This is a genomic window from Cellulomonas sp. zg-ZUI22, from assembly GCF_017353535.1.
Classification (GTDB): Bacteria; Actinomycetota; Actinomycetes; order Actinomycetales; family Cellulomonadaceae; genus Cellulomonas; species Cellulomonas wangleii.
In genome coordinates this window covers 239,029-253,977 of record NZ_JAFMUZ010000008.1, presented here as the reverse complement: position 1 = coordinate 253,977, position 14,949 = coordinate 239,029, and the positions used below count along the sequence as shown (strand labels likewise).

Genomic DNA, 14,949 nt, shown 5'->3' with positions numbered 1-14,949 from the left:
AGGTGCCGGTGCGCAACACGGCGTACGAGCTGGTCGGTGACCCGGCGGTGCTGGCCTCGTCGTTGGGTGGCCGTGTCACCCTGCGGCTGGCCGGTGGCGGGTCGGACAACGCGCGGTTCTGGTCGCGCGAGGCCACCAACGCCACGTACGTACCGGTCCTCACCCTCACGTTCACGCCCGTCGAGGCGGCGCCTGCGGCGGAGGTGCCTCCGGCAGCCGCAACGGTCCCGCAGGCGGACACGGCCGCGGTCGAGGAGGGTGCCACCGCGCCGTCGGGCACGGGCGGCGCGGTCCCGGGCGAGCACGCGGCACCGGCAGTCCCGGTGCCGGCCCCGCCGCGCCCCGAGCAGGGCCCGGTCGCCGTCCCGACGGAGCCGGTCACGGAGCCCGAGTCGACGCCGGGCACCACGACGGAGCCGCCGCCCGCGGCGGACCCGGAAGCGGAGCCGGGGGTGACGGAGCCGTGAGGAGGACCGTGAGACCGGCCTCCCGCCGCAGGTCCGCCGCCCCGCGGGCGCACCGCCGCCCCACCGGCACGTCCCGAGGAGTCCTGATGCCCGCCCGTCCGCTGCTCCTCGCACCGCTCCTGGTGGGTCTGCTCGTCGGCGGGCTCGTCGCCGGCTGCTCGTCGGGCGCCGGGTCCGCCGGCGCGACCCCGGCGGTCGCCGGCGCGACCGAGGGCGCGACGCCGCTGGGGCCGGCCCCGACCGTGACACCGCTGGCGGCGCCGAGCCCGGGCACGGGTGCGGTCGACCTGTACGTGTCGCTGAACAGCACGGGCGAGGTCTTCCCCGAGTCGGTGGTCGAGGCCGGGCAGCACACCTGCGAGCGGGTGTCGTACCTCGTGCAGGTCAGCGAGGACGAGTTCCGGGCGGCGCTCGACGGTCCGCTCACCCTCGCCGACACGGCGGTGCCGCTGCTGTGCCCCGACCTGCTGGGGCCCCTCGCCCGGGCACGCGGCGGCATCGGGGAGGGGGAGTCGGCGGTCGCCGCCGGGGACCCCGGAGCGGTGGCACCGGGTGAGTACCGCAGCGTCACGGCAGCGGCAGGCTGCACGTGGAGCGTCCGTGACGGTGCGGGTGCCACGAGCTCGCAGGGCGGCGTCGCCACGGCCGGGGAGGTCGCCACGCTCGTCGTCGGCGCCACCGACGCGGCCGTGAACTCCGCCGGCTGCGGCCTGTGGCTCCCCGTGGCGGGCTGAACGCCGCTGGGCTGAGCGCTGCGGCGCTCGGCCCGTCGGTGCCTGAACGCCCCGCGCTTCCCCCGTGGCGGACCGAGCGTCGTCGCGCGCCGTGACCGCGGGTCCGTGAGCGGCTCGGCGGCCCGGCGCCGTCGCGGACCGTGCGGCGCTCGGCGCGGTGTCAGGCGTCGCCGGCGACCACGGTCCGCTCGTCCGCCGGGACGAGCGCGTCGCGCAGCACCGGGGCCAGGGCGTGCGAGTAGGCGTCGGTGAGGTGGTTCGGGTCGACCCGCACCGGGGTGCTGCCCACGAACACCGGGCAGTACCCCTGCGCGGTGCAGAACCAGCGCAGGCTGTCGACGTAGCGGATCCCCGCCGCCGCGCCGCCGGCGGCCTCGACGGCGGCCTGGTCGGCCGTGCGCACGTGCCACCACGTGTCGTGGACCGGCGAGAGGCACTCCCCGGGCCCGGAGCGCGCCGTCGCGCACGTGGCGGGGTGCTCGCCGCTGGGCGGCGGTGCCAGCACCACGACGTCCGGAGCCAGGCCCTCGAGCGTCGTGAGCGTGCGGGTGAGGCCGGCGGTCCACTCGGCGTACGCGGCGGCACCGGTGGCCCCCGAGCTGAGCCGGTTCACGGAGTCCTCCGCGGCGGCGACCACGACGAGCGACGGCCGGAGCTCGGCGATCTTCGCCGTCATCCACTCGCGGTGCGGTCCGCACGGCGCCCAGGGCTCGCCCTGGAAGTCGTCCACGGCGACGTCCGCCGCCGGGCACGCCTGCAGCGTCAGGGGCTGGACCGCGAAGCCGGCCGCGCCCAGCGCGTCGGCGATGCCGGGCACGTAGCTCGTGGCGACGGAGTCGCCCAGCACCACGGCCACCTGCGCGCCGTCGGCCGCCCCGTACCGGCAGCGCTCGACGTCGTCGTCGTCCCGCACGTCCAGGCACTCGTCGGTCGCCCAGGGGGCGGCCAGGTCGTCCTCGCCGAGGTCGTCGATCGCCGGTGACAGGTCGGGCCACTGCCCGACGCCGACGGCAGCCGTCACCTGCTGGGCGAGCTCCGCCGCCGCGCCGGTCGGCTCCGCCGCGGCGGGCTCGGCTCCGGTCGCGGGCACGGCACCGACGGTCGCCGCGGCGACCGCCCCCGGCGGCGGTCCCGCGGGTGCGGGTGTGCGCAGGACGGCGTAGCCCGACGCGACGCCGGCCAGGACGGTGAGGCTCGCCACGCAGGCGAGGGCGGCCGGCCGGGCGACGAGCGCCGGCCGTGGACCCGCCGCCGCGCGGCGTACTCGCGGCTCGAGCCACGTGGACCGGCGTACCGGGTCCTCGACCAGGTGGTACGACAGCACCGCCAGCGCGACGGAGACGACGATCGCCACGAGCTGGGCCGTGCGGCCGGGCGCCATGACCGCGTCGAGGAACACCACCACCGGCCAGTGCCACAGGTACAGCGAGAACGACACGAGACCGATGTACTGGGCCACGGGGTTCGACAGGATGCCGAGCAGCCGGGGTGCCCGCGCGCCCGTTCCCGCGACGACGACGGCGGCGGTGCCCAGGACGGGCAGCGCGGCACCCGGGGCGGGGACGGGCGACGCGGGCGTCAACCAGAACGCGCCGAGCCCGAGCGCCGCCAGGCCGCCCCAGGCCAGCGCGTGCCGCCACCACACGCCGGGGCGCCTGCTGATCCAGCCGGCGCCCACCGCGATCAGCGTGCCGACGCCGAGCTCCCACGCCCTCGTCGCGGTGGAGAAGTACGCGTCGGTCGGCGCGGTCGCCGTGCGGTGCGCGGCCCAGGCGAACGACCCGACCGTGACGAGCACGGCCATGACGGTGAGCGGCAGCAGCGGGCGGGTCCGGGCGCGTCGCCCGAGCGCGAGGCACCCGACGACCAGCAGCGGCCAGACCACGTAGAACTGCTCCTCGACGCCGAGCGACCAGTAGTGCTGGAACAGGCTGACGGCCCCCGTCGCGTCGAAGTAGTCGGTGCCCTGGGCGGTGAGGTGCACGTTCGCGAGGAAGAACGTCGACCACAGCGCATCGACGCGGACGTCGTGCGCGCGGTTGGCCAGGAAGAGCACCTGCGCGACCCCGACCGTCGCCACGACGACCAGCACCGCCGCGGGCAGGATGCGCCGTGCGCGGCGCCGGTAGAACTCGGCGAAGCTGATGCGCCCCGTCCGGGCGTGCTCCCGCAGCATGATCCCCGTGATGAGGAAGCCCGACAGCACGAAGAAGACGTCGACGCCCAGGTAGCCGCCGGACGGCAGGCCGACGGTGTGGGCGAGCAGGACGAGCAGGACCGCGATCGCCCGCAGGCCACCGATGTCGAGGCGGTGGTCCGTCGGTGCGGCCGCGGTCATCGCCTCAGCCCCTCACGAAGCTCGAGTCGTCGCGCAGCACCGCCTCGCGGGGCGTGCTCTGCTCCGGGGACGCGTGCGGAAGGGGGGCCGCGGGAGGCGGCGCGTCGGAGGTGTGCCCGTCACCGGCCGGTCCGCCGCCGGCCTGCCGGTCACGCGTCGTGCCGGGGTCGGGTGCGGTGTCGCCGTCGCCGACCGTGGCGTCGTCCGCGGGTCCGGGGGTCGCCGGATCGTCCTCGGCGGGCGCGCGGGCCGCGGGCGGCGCTGCCGGGGTGTCGTGGTCCGGCGGCACCGGTGCGGCCGCGGGCCGCGGGGCCCGCTCGAGGTGGCGTGCCACGTCCGCGGCACGGACCGCACCGCCGAGGGTGCGGGGCGCCTCGTCCGCGCTGTCCGGCGCGTCCCCGGCGGGAGCGTCGACGGGCTCTGCCCCCGTGGGCCCGCCCGGCGCCGCAGCGGGCGCTGCGGGCGTCTCCGCCGCCGGAAGCGCGTCGCCGTACCGCGACCACGCGGTCCGCGGCACGCGGTTGGCGACGAGGCCGACGACCGGCACACCCCCGGCGGCCAGGGTGGCGGCAGCGGCTCTGACCTCGTGGCGCCGGACGGCCCCGGCCCCGACGACGAGCACCACGCCGTGGCACAGCCGCCCCACGACCACGGCGTCGGTGACGGGCAGCACCGGCGGGCAGTCGAGCACGACGTGGTCGTAGCGCTCCGTCAGCTCCGCGAGCAGCTCCCGCATCCGGCTCGTGGCGAGCAGCTCGCTGGGGTGGGCGGTGAGCGGCCCGGACGTCAGGACGTCCGGCAGGCCCGGTCCCTGTGCCGCGACCGCGTCCTCGAGCGGGACGCCCCCGGTCAGCACGGAGGTGAGGCCGTCCCGCTGCTCGAGCCCCAGCTGGCCCGCGAGCCGCGGTCGGCGCAGGTTCGCCTCGACGAGGCAGACGCGGTCGCCCGCGGCCGCGAGCACCGACGCGAGGTTCACGGCCGTGGCCGTGGTGCCCTCGCCCGGCACGGAGGACGTGACGGCCACGAGCCGGCGTCCGCCCGCCGCGAGGGCGGCGATGCTGGTGCGCAGCTGGCGGTACTCCTCGGCCTGCGGGGAGCCCGCCGGTGCCGGCACCGGCGCACGACCCCGGTGGACGGTGACGGCGCCGAGCAGCGGTGCCCCCACGAGGGAGACGGCGCTCGCCTCGTCGCGGACCTTCGTGTCGACGAGCTGGCGCAGGGTGATGAGCGTCGCCCCGAGCGCGAGACCGCCGATCGCTCCCAGCAGGATCCAGAGGACGACGCGGGGCGACGTGGGCTGCGCGGGGGGTGTCGCGGTCGTGATCGGCTCGAGCCGCACGCTCTTGGAGCCGTCGGGCAGCGACGGCACGATGTCACCGACCGCCGCGGTGAGGTGCTTGGCCACCGCGTTGGCGAGGTCCGCCGCGGCCTGGGGCGAGGGGTCCGTCGCCGTCACCGAGATCACGTTGGTGCCGAGCACGCTCGTGGCGGACAGCCGCTCCACGACCGCCGCGGTGCTCCCGGTGAGGCCGAGCTCCGCCATGGCCGGCTGCACGACGACCTGGCGGGTCGCCAGCGCGCTGAACGTGCGCACCTGCTTCTGCGTGTACTCCGACCCCTGGACCAGGTCGGTGGCGCTGCCGGTGTCCGCCACGACCACCATCTCGGCGCGGGCGGTGTACTGCGGTGTGGTGAGCAAGGCGGCCAGCGCGGCGAGCAGCACCCCGACGACGGCGAACGCGGACAGCCCGAGCCAGTGAGCACGTGCCATCGCCACGTAGTCGCGCACCGGCATCTCCTTCTGTGTCGACGCGCCCCGGGTCGGGGAGCAGTCCGGAGCACGGCGCTCCGGAGTTCTCATGAGAACCGACATCCGGGCCTGCCGGGCCCGACAGTGGCAGTTTTCACCCTATCAGCACACGTCTGTCCCCTTTTGCGGCGCTTTTCACCCGTCGGCCGGGGTGCCGAGGGTGGGCAACCCCCTGACCCGTCCGTAGCCTCGCTGCATGCCCACGCCCGGCCCTGCAGCGTCCGGCGCTGCCCGTCCCGGCGGCGCCGTCGCCGCGGTGCCCGTGACCGCCCCGGCCGGCACCGACCGCGCGGCCGCCGAGGGCTTCGCGGGGCTCGGTCCCGCGGCGGTCCGCTGGCTCGTCCTCGTCCTGGTGGCCGCCGTCCTCGCCGGCGTCGTGCCGCTGGCGCTGCTCCAGGCGGTGCCGGACGACCTGCGCAGCGGGGCCTGGCGGCTCACCCTCGCCGTGATGGTCTGGGCGGGGCTGCGGCTGGCCCACCGCATCGCCGTGGGTCGCCCGGCGCTCTTCGACTTCGTCTTCTGGCTGTTCGTCTACATCTTCATGGGGCTGGCGCCCACCGCGCAGATGCGCGCCGACCAGCCGTCGACCACCACCCCGGGCCTCGACCCCTTCGACGACGCGCGGATCGCCGCCCTCGTCCTGGTCGGCCTCGCCTGCTACGAGATCGGGCGGGCGGTGGCGCGCCACGGGTCGTCGCGGGGTGGGGCGCTGCGTGGCCGGGCCGGTGACGCGGCCGCCGACGGGGGCGCCCCTCCCGTCGACGACGCGGCCGCCGGCGGTCGGGACGGCGAGCGCCCGGTGCTCGACGTCGTCCCACGCCGGGCCGTGGTGCTCACGGCGGTGGGCGTGCTCGCAGCCGCCTACTTCGTGACCCGGATCGGGTTCTCGACGCTCTTCATGAGCCGGTACACGGCGTACGACATCCGCAGCGAGCGGATGCCGGACGTGGCGGTGCGCTCGATCGTGGCGGCCGCCGGCTCCTACCCGCTGCTCGTCGCCGCGGGGGTCTTCCTGCGGATCCGGGCCACCCGGGCCCTGGGTGCGCTCTCGACGCGGTACGCCCCGCTCCTGGCCCTGGCGGTGGTGGTCCTGCTGACGGTCGTCAACCCCGTCAGCGCCGCGCGGTACGACTTCGGCACCGTCGTCTTCGCGCTGGCGGTGATGGCGGGCGCCGCCGCCACGGTGGCGCGGGGACGGGTGCTCATGGCGGCGGTCGTCGTGGGGCTGCTGTTCGTGTTCCCCGTCGCGGACGCGTTCCGCTCGGACGCCGTCAACACCAGCCGGAACGGGTTCTTCGGGGAGTACCTCGCCAACCCGGACTACGACGCGTTCTGGCAGATCGGCAACGCGGCGCTGTACGCGGACAGCGGCCTGGCCCAGCCGCTGCGCCAGGCCGCGGGCGTCCTGCTGTTCTGGGTGCCCCGCCCCCTGTGGCCGGACAAGCCGATCGACACCGGCGTGCTGCTGGCGCAGTACCGCGGGTACTCGTTCGAGAACCTGTCCGCGCCGCTGTGGGCCGAGCTGCTGGTCAACGGCGGGCTCGTGGCGCTGGTCCTCGGGTTCGTGCTGCTCGGCGCCCTGCTCGGCAGGCTCGACGGCAGGGTGTCGGCGGCCCTGCTCGAGGGCGGGCACCTGTGGGCCGTCGTCGGCGGGATCTTCCCGATCTACATGATGATCCTGCTGCGGGGATCGCTGCTGCAGGCCACGGGCACGTTCGTCGTCGCGGTGGCCTGCGTGCTCTACGTCCGGGCGCGCGCCGCACCGCGCGCCGCCGCGTCGGCGTAGACGGACTCCAGCCGGTCCCGCACGGCGTCGATCGACAGCTCCTCGCGGGTCAGCCTGCGGCCGGCCTCGCCGGCGGCGCGCGCGGCGTCGGCGTCGCCCAGCAACCGGTCGACGGCGTCCACCAGGGACTGCTCGTCCGGTCCCGCGACCTCGCCGGCGCCCGCACGCCGGATGCGTCCGGCGAGCCCGCACGTGTCGGTGACGACCACGGGCACCCCGGCCGACATCGCCTCGATCACGGACATGGGGAACGGCTCGTCGACGCTCGGCAGGACCGAGACCGCCGCCCGTGCCACCCGTGCCGCCGTCCGGTCGAGCGGCAGCGGCCCCTCCCACGTGATGCGCCCGTCCGCGTCGTCGCGCGCGAGCAGCGCGCGGACGGCGTCCCCCTCGCCCTCGTCCGGCCCCACCAGGGTGAAGCGGACGTCGGGGTGGGTGGCGGCCAGGCGCTGCGCGGCGGACACGAACAGGGCGGGTCGCTTGCGGGGTGCCAGGCGCGCCAGGTACAGGACCTCCCGCGTGCCCGGCGTCGGCCGCGGCGGCTGCACCGGCACGCCGTTCACCAGCTCGACGAGGCGCAGACCGGGGCCGGCGACCGCCGTGAGGCGCTCCGCCTCGTCCGTCGTCAGGTGCGTCACCGCCGCCGCGTCCCGCAGCACGCGGCGCGTGGCCAGCGCGTCCAGCGGGCGGGCGAGCGGGTGGTCGCTCGGGTCGATCATGCCGTGCGTCTGCAGGACGTAGGGGACACCCGCGCGTCGGGCGTCGAGGGCGACGGGCAGCGTGACCAGGTCCCGCGCCAGGTGGACGTGCACCACGTCCACCCCGGGCAGCAGCCGGCGCGCCCAGCGGCGCAGACCGGGGCTGGTCAGGCCGGCGAACCCCGTCCCGGGCAGCAGCCGCCGCACGCCGAACAGGTCGACCGCGACGTCGTCGACCCGGTCCGGCAGCGGGTCGTAGCCCGACGCCCCGCCGGCGAGCCGCACGTCGTGACCGGCCGCCCGCAGCGCGGCCGCCTGGTTCAGCGCGACCCGGGTGGGTCCGCCGTAGGCGCCGTCGGGGGTGAAGAGGGTGACCACCGAGAGGACGCGCACGGCTCACACCCCGCCGTGCGGGTGCGGCTGCGGCGCGAGCACGACGGCGCGGGCCGGGACGTCGCGCGTGACCAGGGCGGTGGCGCCGACCACCGCGTCGGCCCCGATCGTCACGCCGCGCAGCACGGTGGCGCGCACGGCGACCCAGGCCCCGTCCTCGACGACCACGGGGGCGTTGTCGAACTCGAAGGTGGGTGAGCGGCGGTCGTGGCTGCCGGTGCACAGCAGCACGTCCTGCGAGACGCACACGTCGGAGCCGATGACGATGGGCTCGAGGTTCAGCAGGTGCGCACCCTCGCCGATCCAGCTGTGGTCGCCGACCGTGAGCTTCCAGGGCCAGTGGATGCGGACCCCGTGGCGGATGTTCGTGCCCGTCCCGATCCGCGCGCCGAAGGCCCGGAGCAGCGCGACCCGTACCCCGCCGGGGCACCACCACCGCGTGACGACCAGGCCGCTGACGGCGAACCAGGCGATCTGCACCGCCACCGGGCGGCCGCGGTCGTAGCCCCGGCCCGTGAACCCGGCCAGGCTGCGTCGGGTCAGCGCGGCGCCCGCGGTCACGAGCGCACCTCGCCCTCGTGCTCGAGGAACCACCGGTACGTCTGCTCGATGCCCTCGCGCAGGGGGATCGAGGCCTTCCAGCCCAGGCCGGTGAGACGGTCGACCGACAGCAGCTTGCGCGGTGTGCCGTCCGGCTTGGTGGTGTCCCAGACGATCGAGCCGCGGAACCCGACCACGTCGGCGACCGTCTCGGCCAGCTCGCGGATCGTCAGGTCCTCGCCGACGCCGACGTTGATCGGGGCCGCGTCGTCGTAGTGCTCGAGCAGGAAGACCGCGGCCGACGCGAAGTCGTCGCTGTGCAGGAACTCGCGGCGCGGCTCGCCGGTGCCCCAGCAGACCACCTCGGGGACGGCGTCGCGGACCGCCTCGTGGAACCGGCGCAGCAGCGCCGGCAGCACGTGCGAGCCGGTGGGGGAGAAGTTGTCCCCCGGGCCGTAGAGGTTGGTCGGCATCGCCGAGACGTACGGCAGGCCGAACTGCCGGCGGATGGCCTGCACGTGCAGGACGCCCGCGATCTTGGCGATCGCGTACGCGTCGTTCGTCTCCTCCAGCGGGCCCGTGAGCAGCGCGTCCTCGGTGATGGGCTGCGGTGCCAGCCGGGGGTAGATGCAGGTGGACCCGAGGAACAGGAAGCGCTGGACCCCCGTGCGCACGGCCGCGTCCAGCAGGTTGACCTGGATCCGCACGTTGTCGGACAGGAAGTCCGCCGGCTGCGTGGCGTTGGCCAGGATCCCCCCGACGCGTGCCGCGGCGTCGATGACGACGGCCGGGCGCACCTCGTCGAAGAACCGGTCGACCGCCGGCCGGTCGCGCAGGTCCAGGCGGGCGGACGGCACCCCGACGAGGTCGGTGAAGCCCCGCCGCTCGAGCTCGCGCCAGACGGCGGAGCCGGCGAGCCCGCGGTGGCCCGCGACGTACACGCGGGAGGTCGGGTCGAGCGGGGGCACGTGGGACGAGTCGGACATGGCGTCACCCTACGGACGCCACGGGCCGCGCGGGAACGGCGGATCGGGTGAAAGGGGCCGAGAGGGTGATAAAGGGGATGGGACCGTCTCAATCCCGACATTTGACGCTAGCGTGTGCGCCGCTGCTAGTTCGTCGGGAGGGGTTCGGATGTCCAAGAAGGCGCTCATCACCGGGATCACGGGCCAGGACGGGTCGTATCTCGCCGAGCTGCTGCTCGAGAAGGGCTACGAGGTGCACGGGCTCGTGCGCCGCGCGTCGACCTTCAACACCGAGCGGATCGACCACCTCTACGAGGACCCGCACGACCCCGGCGCCCGCCTCTTCCTGCACTACGCGGACCTCACGGACGGGTCCCGCCTGGCGACCCTCCTGGAGCGGATCGGCCCGGACGAGGTCTACAACCTCGCGGCGCAGTCGCACGTGCGCGTCAGCTTCGACGAGCCCGAGTTCACCGGCCAGACCACCGGCATGGGCTCCACGCGCCTGCTCGAGGCGATCCGGTCGACCGGGCTGCAGACGCGGTACTACCAGGCGTCGAGCTCGGAGATGTTCGGGGCGACGCCCCCGCCGCAGAGCGAGGCGACGCCGTTCTGGCCCCGCTCGCCGTACGGCGCGGCCAAGGTCTACGCGTACTGGATGACGCGCAACTACCGCGAGGCGTACGGGATGTTCGCCGTCAACGGGATCCTGTTCAACCACGAGTCGCCGCGCCGCGGCGAGACGTTCGTGACCCGCAAGATCTCGGTCGCCGCCGCGCGGATCGCCGCCGGCAAGCAGGATCGTCTCTACCTCGGCAACCTCGACGCCGTCCGCGACTGGGGCTACGCCAAGGAGTACGTCGAGGGCATGTGGCGGATGCTGCAGGCCGACGAGCCCTCCGACTACGTGCTCGCCACCGGTGCGCCGTACACGGTGCGCGACTTCCTCGGCTTCTGCTTCGAGCACGTGGGGCTCGACTGGCAGGAGCACGTGGAGTTCGACCCGCGCTACCTGCGCCCCACCGAGGTCGACGCCCTCATCGGCGACGCCTCCAAGGCGGCCACCGAGCTCGGGTGGACCGCCGAGGTCCACACGCCCGAGCTCGCGCGGATCATGACCGAGGCCGAGGTCCGTCGGCTGACGGGCGACTGACGTGGCACCCGACCCGGGGGCCGCGGCCGGGACGGACACCGCGGCGGACGTCTGCCTCGTCGGGATCAACTACGCCCCGGAGACGACCGGGATCGCGCCGTACACCACGGCCATGGCGCGCGCGTGGGCGGCCGCGGGCGTGCGCGTCGAGGTCGTCACGGGCGTGCCGCACTACCCCGCCTGGCGGGTGGACGACCCGCGGTACCTCGAGGGGAGCTCCTGGCGCGAGCGGGACGGGGACGTGCGGCTGCACCGCGTGCGCCACCACGTGCCGGCGCGCGTCGACCTCGCCGGTCGGGCGCGCATGGAGTCCTCGTTCCTGCGGCGTGCCCTGCCGCTGGTCCGGCGCAGCCGTGCCGGCGCCGTCGTCGCCGTGACGCCGTCGCTGTCGGGGCTGGCAGCGGCGGTGCTCGGTGCGCGCGGGCGTCCCGTCGCCGCCGTCGTGCAGGACCTCACCGGGCAGGGGGCGCGCGAGTCCGGTGCCGCCGGCGGCCTCGCCGCGGGCCTCATCGGCGCCGGCGAGGTCGCCCTGCTGCGACGCTGCGCGACGATCGGCGTGATCACGCCGCAGTTCCGCCAGTCGCTCGCCGGGGCGGGCGTCCCCGCGGACCGCGTGCTCGACGTCGGCAACTTCACGCACGTGCGCCCGTCGTCGGCGACCCGCGACGAGGCGTGCGCGGCCCTCGGGTGGGACCCGGCCGTCTTCCGGGTCGTCCACACCGGCAACATGGGCATGAAGCAGGGGCTCGAGCACGTCGTGGACGCCGCGCGCGTCGCGGCCGACCGCGGGGTCGCGGGGGTCGAGATCGTGCTCGTCGGCGCGGGCAACAGCCGCGACGACCTGGTCGCCCGCGCCCGTGGGGTCGCGGCGGTGCGGGTGCTGGACCCCGTCGACGACGTGCACTACCCGCTCGTCCTCGCCGCCGCCGACGTGCTGCTGCTCCACGAGCGGCCGGGGGTGCGCGAGATGTGCCTGCCCAGCAAGCTGACGAGCTACACCGCGGCGCGCCGCCCGGTGCTCGCCGGGGTCGAGGCCGAGGGCATCTCGGGGCGCACGCTCAGCGCCGCCGGTGCCGCCCTCGTCGTCCCGCCGGGGGACCCGGGGCGGCTGCTCGACGCGATCCTCGAGCTGCGGGGCGACCCGGCCCTGCGCGACCGCCTCGCCGCCGCCGCCCGCCGGCACGGCGAGGCCGTCTACGGCGAGGAGGCGGCCGCCCGGCGGTACCTCGACCTGCTCGACACCGTACGGACCCGACCCGCCGCGACCGCGGTCGCGGTGTGACGAAGGAGCGGCTCATGCGGATCGGCTACGCGGCCGGGGCGTTCGACCTCTTCCACGTGGGGCACCTCAACGTGCTGCGGCACGCGAGGTCGCACTGCGACCACCTCATCGCCGGCGTGGTGGCCGACGAGGTCCTCGAGATCACCAAGGGCCGGCGTCCCGTCGTGCCGCTGGCGGAGCGCGCGGAGATCGTCGCGCACATCTCGTACGTCGACCAGGTGCACCACGAGGTGCTCCTCGACAAGCTCGACACCTGGCGCGAGCTGCGGTTCGACGTGTTCTTCAAGGGCGACGACTGGCGCGGCACCCCCAAGGGCGACGAGCTGGAACGCCGGTTCGCCGAGGTGGGCGTCGAGGTCGTGTACTTCCCGTACACGGTCCACACGTCGAGCACGATCCTGCGCGCGGCCCTCGCCCAGCTCGAGGCGCCGTCCGGCCGGTCCCGGGCGTCCGAGGTCTCCTGACCCGAGCAGTCCTGCCGACCGCCGCCCGGGTGCCGGGCGGCGGTCCGCTGCTGCCTGCGTGCCCGCGGCGTCTCACCCGGCCCGGGACGGGTGAATCCGGGCAGAAGGTCCCAAACCGCCCGTCGATCGCGCTAGCGTCGGTGGCGAGGCGCGTGTCGGACCGGGGGGACCATGACACCTGCAGCGGATCACCTGTCGTCGTGCGTGCCCGGCGGCGTCCCACGGGGCTGCCTGCCCCGGGGCCGCACCCCCGGGGGTCGCCCGCCACGCGCCGCGCCGGCGGCGGGGTGGCGCCCCGCCGGGGCCGTGGCCCACCGGGTCGTGCCGTGAGCGGGCTGCACGTGGCGATGCTCGGGACCCGGGGGGTGCCGGCGTGCTACGGCGGGTTCGAGACGGCCGTCGAGGAGGTCGGCCGACGCCTGGTCGACCGGGGGCACCGCGTGCGGGTGTACTGCCGCGGCTCCGGCACGGCGTCCGGGAGCGGCACCGGCACCGCGGGGGCGCGCACGTACCGGGGCATGGAGCTGGTGACGCTCCCGGCGGTGCGTCGGCGCGCGCTGGAGACCCTCAGCCACACCGGCCTGTCGGTGGCGCACCTGCTCGCCCACCGCACGGACGTCGCGCTGGTGTTCAACGCGGCCAACGCCCCGCTCCTGCCCGTGCTGCGGGCCGCGGGCATCCCCCTGGCCACCCACGTCGACGGGCTGGAGTGGAAGCGCGCGAAGTGGGCGGGTGCGGGGCAGCGCTACTACCGCGCCGCCGAGGCCGCCGCGGTGCGGTGGTCCGACGCCCTCATCGCCGACGCGGTCGGCATCGCGGACTACTACCGCACCGAGTTCGGCGTCCCGACGACCCTGCTGTCCTACGGCGCCCCGGTGCTGGCTCCCCAGGCGGACGACGCGGTGACGGCCCTCGGCCTCGTCGCCGGGGGGTACCACCTGGTGGTGGCGCGGTTCGAGCCCGAGAACAACGTCGACCTGCTCGTCGACGGCTACGTCCGCTCGCCCGCCCGGCTGCCGCTGGTGGTGGTGGGCGCGGCACCGTACGCGCACGACTACACGGCGCGCGTGCGGGCGCTGGTGGGGGACGACCCGCGCGTGCGCCTGATCGGCGCGGTCTGGGACCAGCGCGCGCTGGACCAGCTGTACGTCCACGCGCTGACGTACGCGCACGGCCACTCGGTGGGCGGGACCAACCCGTCACTGCTGCGGGCGGTGGGCGCCGGGACCGCCACCCTGGCGTACGACGTCTCGTTCAACCGCGAGGTGCTCGGCGACGAGGGCGTGTACGTGCGCGACGCCGTCGGTGTCGCGCAGGCGTTCGCGGACGCCGAGGCCGCGCCCGCCGCGACCGCGGCCCGCGGTGAGCGGCTGCGTGCGCGGGCGTCCCGGTACGACTGGGACGCGGTCGCCGCGGGGTACGAGCGGCTCGTGGCGGCGCTCGCCGCGCACCGCACCCCCGGGCCCGCCCTCGGCGCCCGGCGCCGGCACGCGTGGTCCGCCGAGGCCGAGGCTCTGCCCGGGCTGGCGGTCGTGCCGTGAGCGGCGCGACCGGCGTGCGGCGGGAGCGCGCTGCCGCCCGCCGCGGCGACGTGCGGGACGCGCTCACCCGGCTCGCCCTCGCGCAGAAGCCGGCCGCGCGCAGCGCCCCCGCCTACTCCCGGTACGTCAACCGGCGCCTCGGGCGGGTGCTCGCCGCCTGGGCGTACGGGCGCGGGCTCGGCCCGGGCCGGGTGACGGCCCTCAGCGCGGTGTGCACGTTCACCGGGGTCGCGGTGCTCGCGCTCGCTCCCGTGGCCGCGGCGACGGGGCTCGTGGTGTGCCTGCTGCTCGTGCTGGGGTACGCCCTGGACTCGGCCGACGGTCAGGTCGCCCGGCTCACCGGTTCCGCGTCCGGTGCGGGGGAGTGGCTCGACCACGTGGTGGACGCCGTGAAGGTCGTCGCGCTGCCGCTCGCGGTGCTGGTCGGGCTGTACCGGTCGGGCGCCGTCGCGGACCCGTGGCTGCTCGTACCCGTCGCGAACGCGGTGGTCGGCTCGGTCCTGTTCTTCGCGATGATGCTCACCGAGCAGCTGCGCCGGGCGCACGGCGTGGTCTCCAGCGCGGCGGTGGACGGGCGGCGCAGCCCGTGGCGGTCGCTGCTCGTGCTGCCCACCGACTACGGCGTGCTCTGCCTGAGCTTCCTGCTGTACGGCGCGCCGGGCGTGTTCGTCGTCGTGCTGGCCGTGGTCACGGCGGGTGCGGCGGGGTTCCTCGCGCTCGCGCTGCCCCGGTGGTTCCGCGACGTGGGTGCCCTCGACGTGCCCGGGCGGGGGTGACG

At 76.0% G+C, this 14,949-nt stretch carries 12 protein-coding genes and 1 pseudogene; 8 read left to right on the top strand and 5 right to left on the bottom strand.

What is annotated here, in order from left to right:
• Positions 1–467, top strand: a pseudogene (locus J1G43_RS17175) (hypothetical protein); the annotation flags it as partial.
• A gap of 86 nt (positions 468–553) precedes the next feature.
• A complete protein-coding gene (locus J1G43_RS17170) occupies positions 554–1,201 on the top strand; it encodes a hypothetical protein (RefSeq protein ID WP_207378915.1) in 648 nt (215 codons plus the stop codon).
• Positions 1,202–1,361: 160 nt separating this feature from the next.
• On the opposite strand, the gene J1G43_RS17165 is transcribed toward J1G43_RS17170, so the two are convergent.
• Both J1G43_RS17165 and J1G43_RS17160 read right to left on the bottom strand, forming a co-directional pair.
• Complete coding sequence (locus tag J1G43_RS17165; protein WP_207341517.1) at positions 1,362–3,539, bottom strand: acyltransferase family protein; 2,178 nt, start codon at positions 3,537–3,539, stop codon at positions 1,362–1,364.
• Positions 3,540–3,543: 4 nt separating this feature from the next.
• Positions 3,544–5,328, bottom strand: coding sequence for a polysaccharide biosynthesis tyrosine autokinase (locus J1G43_RS17160; protein WP_207378914.1), 1,785 nt, complete (start codon positions 5,326–5,328; stop codon positions 3,544–3,546).
• 217 nt (positions 5,329–5,545) lie between these two features.
• On the opposite strand from J1G43_RS17160, the gene J1G43_RS17155 reads away from it, so the two are divergent.
• Positions 5,546–7,135: a hypothetical protein gene (locus tag J1G43_RS17155; RefSeq protein WP_207378913.1), complete on the top strand. Its 1,590-nt coding sequence runs from the start codon at positions 5,546–5,548 to the stop codon at positions 7,133–7,135.
• Here J1G43_RS17155 and J1G43_RS19705 read toward each other — a convergent pair.
• The 3 genes from J1G43_RS19705 to J1G43_RS17140 are packed head-to-tail and all read right to left on the bottom strand — an operon-like array spanning position 7,090 to position 9,752.
• Positions 7,090–8,226 (bottom strand): glycosyltransferase, encoded by a 1,137-nt coding sequence (locus tag J1G43_RS19705; RefSeq protein ID WP_207341520.1) that lies wholly within the window; start codon positions 8,224–8,226, stop codon positions 7,090–7,092. The two genes, J1G43_RS17155 and J1G43_RS19705, sit on opposite strands and share 46 nt — an antisense overlap.
• A gap of 3 nt (positions 8,227–8,229) precedes the next feature.
• A complete protein-coding gene (locus J1G43_RS17145; RefSeq protein ID WP_249670805.1) occupies positions 8,230–8,787 on the bottom strand; it encodes a putative colanic acid biosynthesis acetyltransferase in 558 nt (185 codons plus the stop codon).
• Positions 8,784–9,752, bottom strand: a complete 969-nt coding sequence (locus tag J1G43_RS17140; protein ID WP_207341521.1) for a GDP-L-fucose synthase — start codon at positions 9,750–9,752, stop codon at positions 8,784–8,786. Before J1G43_RS17140 ends, J1G43_RS17145 begins: the two co-directional genes overlap by 4 nt.
• A gap of 148 nt (positions 9,753–9,900) precedes the next feature.
• Between J1G43_RS17140 and gmd the strand changes: the two genes are divergently transcribed.
• The 5 genes from gmd to J1G43_RS17115 all read left to right on the top strand — a co-directional run bounded on the left by gmd (position 9,901) and on the right by J1G43_RS17115 (position 14,947).
• On the top strand, positions 9,901–10,884 hold the full coding sequence (gene gmd / locus J1G43_RS17135) for a GDP-mannose 4,6-dehydratase (RefSeq protein WP_207341522.1): 984 nt from the start codon (positions 9,901–9,903) through the stop codon (positions 10,882–10,884).
• A gap of 1 nt (position 10,885) precedes the next feature.
• On the top strand, positions 10,886–12,166 hold the full coding sequence (locus J1G43_RS17130; protein ID WP_207341523.1) for a glycosyltransferase family 4 protein: 1,281 nt from the start codon (positions 10,886–10,888) through the stop codon (positions 12,164–12,166).
• Positions 12,167–12,180: 14 nt separating this feature from the next.
• The gene (locus J1G43_RS17125) at positions 12,181–12,630 is read left to right on the top strand and encodes an adenylyltransferase/cytidyltransferase family protein (RefSeq protein ID WP_207341696.1); all 450 of its coding nucleotides are present in this window, start codon (positions 12,181–12,183) and stop codon (positions 12,628–12,630) included.
• Between the two features lie 347 nt (positions 12,631–12,977).
• Positions 12,978–14,171 (top strand): DUF1972 domain-containing protein, encoded by a 1,194-nt coding sequence (locus J1G43_RS17120; RefSeq protein ID WP_207378925.1) that lies wholly within the window; start codon positions 12,978–12,980, stop codon positions 14,169–14,171.
• Positions 14,168–14,947, top strand: coding sequence for a CDP-alcohol phosphatidyltransferase family protein (locus J1G43_RS17115; RefSeq protein WP_307859643.1), 780 nt, complete (start codon positions 14,168–14,170; stop codon positions 14,945–14,947). Before J1G43_RS17120 ends, J1G43_RS17115 begins: the two co-directional genes overlap by 4 nt.
• Positions 14,948–14,949 lie beyond the last annotated feature (2 nt).

What these genes read in the sequence shown, in the direction of transcription:
- J1G43_RS17170 (WP_207378915.1), top strand. Translation starts at nt 554, where the DNA reads ATGCCCGCCCGTCCGCTGCTCCTCGCACCGCTCCTGGTGGGTCTGCTC.
- J1G43_RS17165 (WP_207341517.1), bottom strand. Translation starts at nt 3,539, where the DNA reads ATGACCGCGGCCGCACCGACGGACCACCGCCTCGACATCGGTGGCCTG.
- J1G43_RS17155 (WP_207378913.1), top strand. Translation starts at nt 5,546, where the DNA reads ATGCCCACGCCCGGCCCTGCAGCGTCCGGCGCTGCCCGTCCCGGCGGC.
- J1G43_RS17140 (WP_207341521.1), bottom strand. Translation starts at nt 9,752, where the DNA reads ATGTCCGACTCGTCCCACGTGCCCCCGCTCGACCCGACCTCCCGCGTG.
- gmd (WP_207341522.1), top strand. Translation starts at nt 9,901, where the DNA reads ATGTCCAAGAAGGCGCTCATCACCGGGATCACGGGCCAGGACGGGTCG.
- J1G43_RS17125 (WP_207341696.1), top strand. Translation starts at nt 12,181, where the DNA reads ATGCGGATCGGCTACGCGGCCGGGGCGTTCGACCTCTTCCACGTGGGG.
- J1G43_RS17120 (WP_207378925.1), top strand. Translation starts at nt 12,978, where the DNA reads ATGCTCGGGACCCGGGGGGTGCCGGCGTGCTACGGCGGGTTCGAGACG.